General features: G+C 63.9%; 6 protein-coding genes. 2 read left to right on the forward strand and 4 right to left on the reverse strand.

From position 1 onward, the window contains the following. Positions 1–79: 79 nt before the first annotated feature. Entirely contained in the window at positions 80–1426 is a 1347-nt protein-coding gene (gene gdhA, locus CSE6_RS04295) for an NADP-specific glutamate dehydrogenase (RefSeq protein ID WP_003064453.1), read from the reverse strand. A gap of 524 nt (positions 1427–1950) precedes the next feature. On the opposite strand from gdhA, the gene CSE6_RS04300 reads away from it, so the two are divergent. Beyond that, positions 1951–3447 (forward strand): MFS transporter, encoded by a 1497-nt coding sequence (locus CSE6_RS04300; protein ID WP_059439951.1) that lies wholly within the window; start codon positions 1951–1953, stop codon positions 3445–3447. Beyond that, the gene (locus CSE6_RS04305; protein ID WP_059439952.1) at positions 3444–4148 is read left to right on the forward strand and encodes an aspartate/glutamate racemase family protein; all 705 of its coding nucleotides are present in this window, start codon (positions 3444–3446) and stop codon (positions 4146–4148) included. Before CSE6_RS04300 ends, CSE6_RS04305 begins: the two co-directional genes overlap by 4 nt. 99 nt (positions 4149–4247) lie before the next feature. On the opposite strand, the gene CSE6_RS04310 is transcribed toward CSE6_RS04305, so the two are convergent. The 3 genes from CSE6_RS04310 to CSE6_RS04320 all read right to left on the reverse strand — a co-directional run bounded on the left by CSE6_RS04310 (position 4248) and on the right by CSE6_RS04320 (position 7817). Beyond that, positions 4248–5123 carry a MurR/RpiR family transcriptional regulator gene (locus CSE6_RS04310; protein WP_034359919.1) on the reverse strand — a complete coding sequence of 292 codons (876 nt, stop codon included), beginning with the start codon at positions 5121–5123 and terminating at the stop codon, positions 4248–4250. Between the two features lie 97 nt (positions 5124–5220). Continuing rightward, entirely contained in the window at positions 5221–7458 is a 2238-nt protein-coding gene (gene mutL / locus CSE6_RS04315; RefSeq protein ID WP_083994678.1) for a DNA mismatch repair endonuclease MutL, read from the reverse strand. Between the two features lie 110 nt (positions 7459–7568). Beyond that, a complete protein-coding gene (locus tag CSE6_RS04320) occupies positions 7569–7817 on the reverse strand; it encodes a hypothetical protein (protein WP_059439953.1) in 249 nt (82 codons plus the stop codon). Positions 7818–8152: the final 335 nt, after the last annotated feature.

Raw genomic sequence — 8152 nt, forward strand, 5'->3', positions numbered from 1 at the left:
GCCGTCGTTTCACCGCCTGGCCGAGGGCATGAAAAAAGGCCCCGAAGGGCCTTTCTTGCGAGTGACGAGCAGCTGACGCTCAGATCACGCCTTGTGCCAGCATGGCGTCGGCCACCTTCACAAAGCCGGCGATGTTGGCGCCGTCGATGTAGCTGATGGTGCCGTCTTCGCGCTTGCCGTGCTTCACGCAAGCAGCGTGGATGCTTTGCATGATTTGCAGCAGACGGGCGTCCACTTCTTCTGCGGGCCAGGACAGGCGGGCCGAGTTTTGCGACATTTCCAGACCCGAAGTGGCCACGCCACCGGCGTTGGATGCCTTGCCGGGTGCGTACAGCACGCCGGCAGCTTCGAAGGCGCGGGCGGCTTCGTTGGTGGAGGGCATGTTGGCGCCTTCAGCCACGCACAGCACGCCGTTGGCGATCAGGGTCTTGGCATCGGCTTCGTTCAGTTCATTCTGAGTGGCGCAAGGCAGGGCCACGTCCACCTTGATGGACCAGGGGCTCTTGCCGGCCAGGAATTCCACGCCGGAAACCAGCTTGGCGTAGTCGCTGACGCGGCCGTACTTGTGGTTCTTCACGTCCATCAGGATGGCCAGCTTTTCGGTGGTGAAACCTGCAGCGTCGTACACGGTGCCCGAGGAGTCGGACACGGTCACGACCTTGGCGCCCAGTTCCATGGCCTTTTCCACGGCGTACTGAGCCACGTTGCCCGAACCGGACACGGACACGGTCTTGCCTTCAAAGGACTGGCCGCGAGTGGCCAGCATTTCACGGGCGAAGTAGACGGTGCCGTAGCCGGTGGCTTCGGGGCGGATCAGAGAGCCGCCGAAGGACAGGCCCTTGCCGGTGAACACGGAAGCCGCAGTGTTCGACAGCTTCTTGTACATGCCGGCCATGTAGCCCACTTCACGGCCGCCCACGCCGATGTCGCCTGCGGGCACATCGGTGTCGGGACCCACGTGGCGGAACAGCTCGGACACGAAAGCCTGGCAGAAGCGCATGACTTCGGCAGGGCTCTTGCCCTTGGGGTCGAAGTCGGAGCCGCCCTTGCCGCCGCCCATGGGCAGCGTGGTCAGTGCGTTCTTGAAGGTCTGCTCGAAAGCCAGGAACTTCAGCACGGACTGGTTGACCGAGGGGTGGAAGCGCAGACCGCCCTTGAAGGGGCCGATGGCCATGCTGTGCTGGATGCGGAAGCCGCGGTTCACCTGCACCTGGCCCTTGTCGTCAGTCCAGCTCACGCGGAACTGGATGATGCGCTCGGGCTCGACCAGGCGCTCCAGCAGGGCGTGCTCGGCGTACTTGGGATTCTTCTCGATGAAGGGCCACAGGCTTTCCATCACTTCGGTGACGGCTTGCAGGAATTCGGGCTGACCGGGGTTGCGTTGTGCCACTTCTTCCAGGAATTGGCCTACGGACTCGTACTTCATAGAGAACTTTCTGACAGGGACAGAGGAATGCGCTGAAACTCGCGAAACCAAAATTATGCCAAAAAGTTATGCCGTCATGCATGGATTCGGTGCATGAGAGCGCAATTCTGGTGCGCCAATGCCCAAATTTGGAACATTGCTGCCGTATTTATTCTTAGTTTTCAGGCACTTGGATGGTGCAGTTGAAGTAAAGGATTTTTCATCCCGGTGTCGTAAAAACATTTTTGCTGCCTGTTGCACAAGTGTTTTCGTTTCGTGACGGCCGGCTTCATGCGCTCGTCCTGTCTTATCTGTGCTAGCACCATAGTGGTGCATGTGATTTCAGGCACGAAATCTGCAATCGTGAAAACTGATTTTCATGAACCAGGCCGCACGACTCAGCAGGTGGACTGCGCAGCTGGCCTCAGGGCCTGGGTAAATCTGGATTTGAAATTTAAATTTCATATTTTTTAATAAGGAAAAATTTATTTCAATCGGCTTGCCGGCCCTGCGCCAGGTTAGCCCTCAACCAAGAGGAGGTGGATATGGCAGCTGAGATCCCCGTGACGCCCTCGGCGTCAGGCAAGGCCAGTGCGGCGCAGATGCAGCAACTGGAAAATGCGCTCAACCAGATCGGCGTGACGCGCTCGCACAAAAGCATCATCTTTCTGGTGGTCTGCGGCGTGCTCTTCGATGTGTTCGAACAGAACGCGGTCGGCCTGGTCGGCCCCCTGCTGCGCCAGCAATGGGGGCTGGACGCGACGGACATTGCCTTTCTCAACACCATCACTTTCTTTGCCGCCGCCATGGGGCGTTTGCTGTCGGGCTACCTGGCCGATCGCATGGGGCGGCGCTTCATGCTCAATGTGAACCTGGCGCTGTTCACGCTGGGTGCCGTCGGCTGCGCACTGGCACCCGATTACGCGTTTCTCGCCGTGGCGCGTGCCATCGTGGGCTTTGGTCTGGGCGGAGAAATCACCACGGCCGTGACCATGCTGGCGGAGTTCTGCTCGGCCCGCTTTCGCGGCACGGCAGTCGGTCTCATCAATGTAGGCGGCGGCGGCCTGGGCAATATGCTGGCGCCGGCATTTGCCCTGGGCGTGTTCACGCTGTTCCCGGGCGATGATTCCTGGCGCTGGCTGTTCGGCTGCCTGGTCATGCCGGCCATCTTCATCGTGTTCTACCGCCGCTTCGTGCCGGAGACGCCGCGCTTTCTGCTCTCCAAGGGACGGGTCGAGGAAGCCAATCAGGTGCTGAGCATGCTGGCGGCCGGCAAGCTGGCCAATGCGCAGTACGAACTGCGCGAGTTCATCACCCCAGGCAGCGCCCAGGCGCAGACGGCTGCCACTCAGGCCGTGCAGCGCAGCTCCTTCACCGACATCTTCAGGGGCGGCTATGCGTGGCGCACGATTGCCGTGGGCCTGGCTTCGTGGATGACGTTTGGCGCGCAGCTCTCGGTGCTCACGCTGATGCCGACGATTCTGGTCGCTCAGGGCTATTCCATCACCAAGAGCTTCAGCTTCACCATCGTCATGCAGATGGGCAGCCTGCTTGGGGCGATCGCGGCATCGACCATGGGCTACTACTTTCCGCGCAAGCGGGTGCTGACGGTAGGGGCGATTGCCGCCTGCCTTGCGGGGCTGGCGTTCGGCAACTTCACCGACAGCGTGGCCATGATCCTGGTCTGCGGTGCGCTGTTCCAGTTCTGCGTGCTGACGCTCAACACCTCCATCTGGATTTTTGCGCCCGAGCTCTACCCCACGCGCATCCGGGCGCTGGGAACCTCCTTCCTGCTGGCGCTGGGCACGATTGGCGGCGCCATGTCCCAGGTGCTGGCGGGCAAGATGTTCGACCTGCACGGCGTCTCCGGAATGTTCGGCATGATCGCGGCCATGTATTTCATCTTTGCGATTGCCGTGCAGTTTGCCCCCGAGACCTTTGGCCGCTCCATCGAGGAAGGCGCGGGCGGTGAATCACATTCACAGGAGGAGTCTGCAGCGGCTGCAGGCGTACCTGCAAGCGCTCGGGAGCGCACGGCATGAAGGCTGGCATGCATATTCTGCTGATCAACCCCAATACCTCGCAGCAGACCACGGCGCTGATGCTCAGACAGGCGCGGGCCTGTCTACCGCCCGGCGTGCTGCTGCACGGCGCGACGGCCGGGCGGGGAGCGGCCATGATTACCGACGAGGCGGGACTGAAGATCGCCGAGCAGGAGGTGCTGCGGCTGGGCCTGGGCTTTGCCCAGGGCGATGACAACCAGGCTGGGCGGGCCATCATCGTGGCCGCGTTTGGCAATCCGGGGCTGGAGTTGTTGAGAGCGGCCTTGCCAGCCGGAGTTGCCGCCTTCGGCATTGGCGAGGCAGCGATGCTGCAGGCCGCTCGGGATGAGCAGGGGCGCCCGCGCCGCTTTGGCATTGCGACCACCACGCCGGGGCTGGAGGCTTCGATTGCCGCCTCGGTCGCGGCGCTGGGCCTGGCGCCCTGGTTCTGCGGCACGCGCATTGCCCAGGGCGAGCCGTTGGTGCTGGCTGCAGATCCGGCCTTGCAGTGCGAGCGCCTGGGCGATGCCGTGGCCCAATGCGTGCAAAGCGATGGCGCACAGGCCGTGGTGATCGGCGGCGGCCCGTTGTCCGAAGCCGCGTTGTGGCTGGCGCCGCGCTTTCAGGTGCCGGTGCTGTCGCCCGTGGTGGCCGCGATGCAGGCGGCGCTGGCCGGCCTGTCGCTCGCCGTCGCTAGCTGATTGCTATTGATTTAAGAGCTTCTACCGCCAATCATTCATGGATTTCAGATGGAAAAATGTCTGAAATCTATGAATAGCAGGCGCAGCAAGCTTTTGATTTCATAGCATCTCGTCCAGCGCATCGTGGCTGGTCTCGATAGCCGCCATATGTCTGCGCCCCGGCTGCCCGCTTTGCTGCAAGGTGGCCGTGGCAATCAGGTGGCAGAGCATGAAAAGCGCCGTGTGATTGTCCAGCGGTCCCGGGGCCGAGGTCTGCACGCGCAGCAGCCAGTCCGCCTCGGGGGCCGGGCTGGCATGGTCGGTGATGCAGATCAGGCGGGCGCCCAGCAGCCTGGCCTGGCGCGCGAACTCGCTGACCACGCGCACGCTGCGGCGCAAGGCAAAGATCACCACAACATCGTTTTCGCCGATCTGGGCCGCGTATTCGCCCAGGGTCTCGCCGGCGCCGGGGATGACCTGGCTGGGCATCTCCAGTGCCTGCAGCAGCTGCCAGCGCAGATAGGCGGCAAAGTTGCGGTTCTGGCGATAGCCGACAAAGAACAGCTGTCGGGCGCCGATCAGCGCCAGGGCGATGTCCTCCAGCTGCTGTGCCGAGATCTGTCCTATGGTGACAGCCAGATTCTCAGAGGCCTGGCGCAGATGGGTGGCAATCACATCCGCCGTGGGCTTGCCCTGGGCCGATGCGGCAGCCAGAAACAGCGGCGAGCCGTTGTCGCCCTGGGCGCGAGCATGGCGGCGCGCATCCTCGTAGCCTTCGTAGCCCAGCCGCTGAATGAAGCGAGTGACCGTGGCATTCGATACCCCCGTGAGCTTGGCCATCTCGGCCGCCGCATAGCTCGACAGATTGCCGGGAAAGTCCAGCAGGAATTCCGCCAGCCGCCGCTCCGAGGGCGGCAGCTGCGGCAGGGCCGCACGCACGCGGGCGATGAAGGAGTGGGCTTCGGCGGGTTCCGGGGTGGAGGAGCTGGGGGTCATGACGGCGGATGGCAGGCGGGGGACAGATCTTCCGGCCCGCTGTTTTGGTCGATACCGGCAATGTAGCGGCTATTTGGCGGCTGTTGCAGCCCGGCCATCAGCGCCCGCGCAGAAACAGCGCATCCAGCTCCTTCATGCTCAGCTGACGCCAGGTGGGGCGGCCGTGATTGCACTGGTCGGAGCGCTCGGTCACCTCCATCTGGCGCAGCAGCGCATTCATCTCGTCCAGCGTGAGCTTGCGGTTGGCGCGCACCGCGCCGTGGCAGGCCATGGTGGCCAGAATCTCGTTGCGCGCGCGCTGCACCACGGTGCTGGCGTCATGCTGGGCCAGTTCGGCCAGCACGCTGCGCGCCAGCTCCACGGCATCGCCCTGGGCCAGCGTGGCCGGCACGGCGCGCACGGCCAGGGTCTTGGGCGAGAAGGGCGAGACCTCCATGCCCAGGGTCAGCAAGGTTTCGGCATGGGCCTCGGCCGTGGCGACTTCCTCGGGCGTTGCGGCAAAGGTGGCGGGAATCAGCAGCGGCTGGCTGGGAATCTGCTGGTCGCCATTTTCCGTATTCACGGCGCTCTTGAGCTGCTCATAGACGATGCGCTCATGGGCGGCATGCATGTCCACGATGACCATGCCCTGGCTGTTCTCGGCCAGGATATAGACGCCATGCAGCTGGGCCACGGCCCGGCCCAGCGGCCAGACGGGGGTGTTGTCTGCCGCAGCCGTCACGGGTGGTTGCGCTGCTGGCGCTGCGGCATGTTCGGCAGTGTGCGTAGCAGCAGGTTCGACCGGGGCTGCAGCTGCAGCATTGGCAACGATCTCAGTAGCGGCTGGCGCTTCCTGCATCTGAGGTGCAGGCGCTTTTCGCTGAAAGTAGCTGGACTGGCCCGAAGGGCGCAGTCTGATGCCTTCGTCCTCGGGTTGAGGCACGGGGCTTGGCATGGCCGTGGTGTTGGTGATCGTGGTCGCGCCGGGGGCCGATGATTCAGGCGTCGCAGGCGTGGCGCTCGCTGGGGCTGGTGCCGCAGTCACCATCTGGGGCGCGGGCGCGGTTTTAGCAGTGGCTTCGCGCATGGGCTCCCAGAGCTTGGCCAGATCGCGCACGGGATTGCCGATGGCGGGCTCGCCAAAGCTCATGCGGGTTTGCGGCCAGGCCGGGGCTGCGGCGGGCTTGGTCGCGGCCTTCTCCGCGACAGGCGTGGCAGTGCTCTCGTCGATCAGGCCGGGCTGGCGGGCGGCTTCCTGGGCAGCCGCCTCTACCACGGCCGCGGCGCGCGGCGTGGCCAGCGCGTTCTCGATCGCGTGGCGCACCGCCTGGTGGACTTCGCGGCTGTCTCGAAAGCGCACCTCGATCTTGGTGGGATGCACGTTCACATCCACACGCGCGGGGTCGATCTCTATATAGAGCGCGTAGACCGGCTGCTTGTTGCCATGCAGCACGTCCTCATACGCAGAGCGGGCCGCATGCGTCAATACCTTGTCGCGAACAAAGCGGCCGTTGACATAGCAGAACTGCTGGTCAGGGCGCGAGCGCGCCGCGTCCGGGATGCCGGCGCGGCCCGTGACGTGGACGGGGCCGGCCCAGTGATCGACGGCGACCGAGTTGTCGACAAACTTATCGTTCAGCACATCGGCCAGGCGGCGCGACAAGGCTTCGTCGGGCGTGCTGCCGGCAGCGCGCCATTGCTCGACCAGCTTGCCTTCATGCCAGATGGCAAAGCCCACATCGGGGCGTGCCAGCGCATGGCGACGCACGGACTCTATGCAATGCGCGAGTTCGGTGGCATCGGTCTTGAGGAATTTGCGGCGCGCGGGCGTGGAGAAGAACAGCTCCTTGACCTCTACGGTCGTGCCCTGGTTGCGTGCGGCGGGGCGCAGCTCGCCGCTGCGTGCATCCAGCAGATAGGCCGAGTCCTGACCTGCAGGGCGCGAGAAGATGGAGGTTTCCGATACCGAGGCGATGGCGGCCAGTGCCTCGCCGCGAAAGCCCATGGTGGCCACGGTTTCCAGATCGTGCAGATCGCTGATCTTGCTGGTGGCATGGCGGCGCAGGGCCACGGGCAGCTCGTCGCGCGGGATGCCGCAGCCGTCGTCTTCCACCGCGATCAGGCGCACACCGCCGGCCAGCAGGCGCACGGTGATCTGGGCTGCGCCCGAGTCCAGAGCGTTGTCCACCAGTTCGCGCACCACGGAGGCGGGGCGCTCGACCACCTCGCCGGCAGCGATCTGGCTGATCAGCTCGTCGGGCAGGTCGCGAATCGGCCGGCGCACGGGGGCAGCCTGGTCGGCGGTTTCGGTAGGGGAGGGGGAGAGTTCGGGGCTGGTTGCGTTCACGGCAACCATTCTAGGCGGCTGTACAAACCGGCCGGGAAGTGAGTTTTTTGAAGGGCGAAAACACAAAGAGCCGCCGGAATATTTCTGGCAGCTCTTTGTTCAGTCCGTGGGCGCAGGGCTTAGTGGCGGTGGCGGTGGCCGCCCTTGGTCAGTTCGTTACCGATCAGAGCACCGGCGGCAGCACCGCCGATGGTGCCCACGGGGCCGCCAAACAGCACGTTGCCCACTGCACCGCCGGCCACGGCACCTGCGCCGATACCGACTTGCTGACGGCTGGGGCCATGGGCGCAGCCGCCCAGTGCCAGGGCGCCGGTCAGTGCGGCTGCCAGAGTCAGGGCCTTGCCATAGCGCATTGTGAATGTCTTCATGTTCGTATTCCTCTCGTCGTGCTAGTTATGGAAAGCGGTCTGGTCTCTGTGCCCACTCCTGCACATGCGGGAGGCTGGAGATGCCGGACTTTGTTGGCCAGGGGGCCGATGTCGTGATTTGCAATGCACGGCTTGCGGCGACACATCTCTACTGTGCCAGCAGAAATGGCAAGCTGACGTATTGTTGACGTTTAGTTTTATCAAAACTTGTAACAAATCAGCATTAAAAGGCCGGCCTTGTTGCAGTCTGCAAGCAGCTGTGAGTTTGCTCTCAAAAACATGGCACTACAGCAAAGGGTGGAGCGTCTGCGGGCTTTGGGGGCGCAGTACATTAC

The organism is Comamonas sp. E6, from assembly GCF_001010305.1.
GTDB lineage: Bacteria > Pseudomonadota > Gammaproteobacteria > Burkholderiales > Burkholderiaceae_C > Comamonas > Comamonas thiooxydans.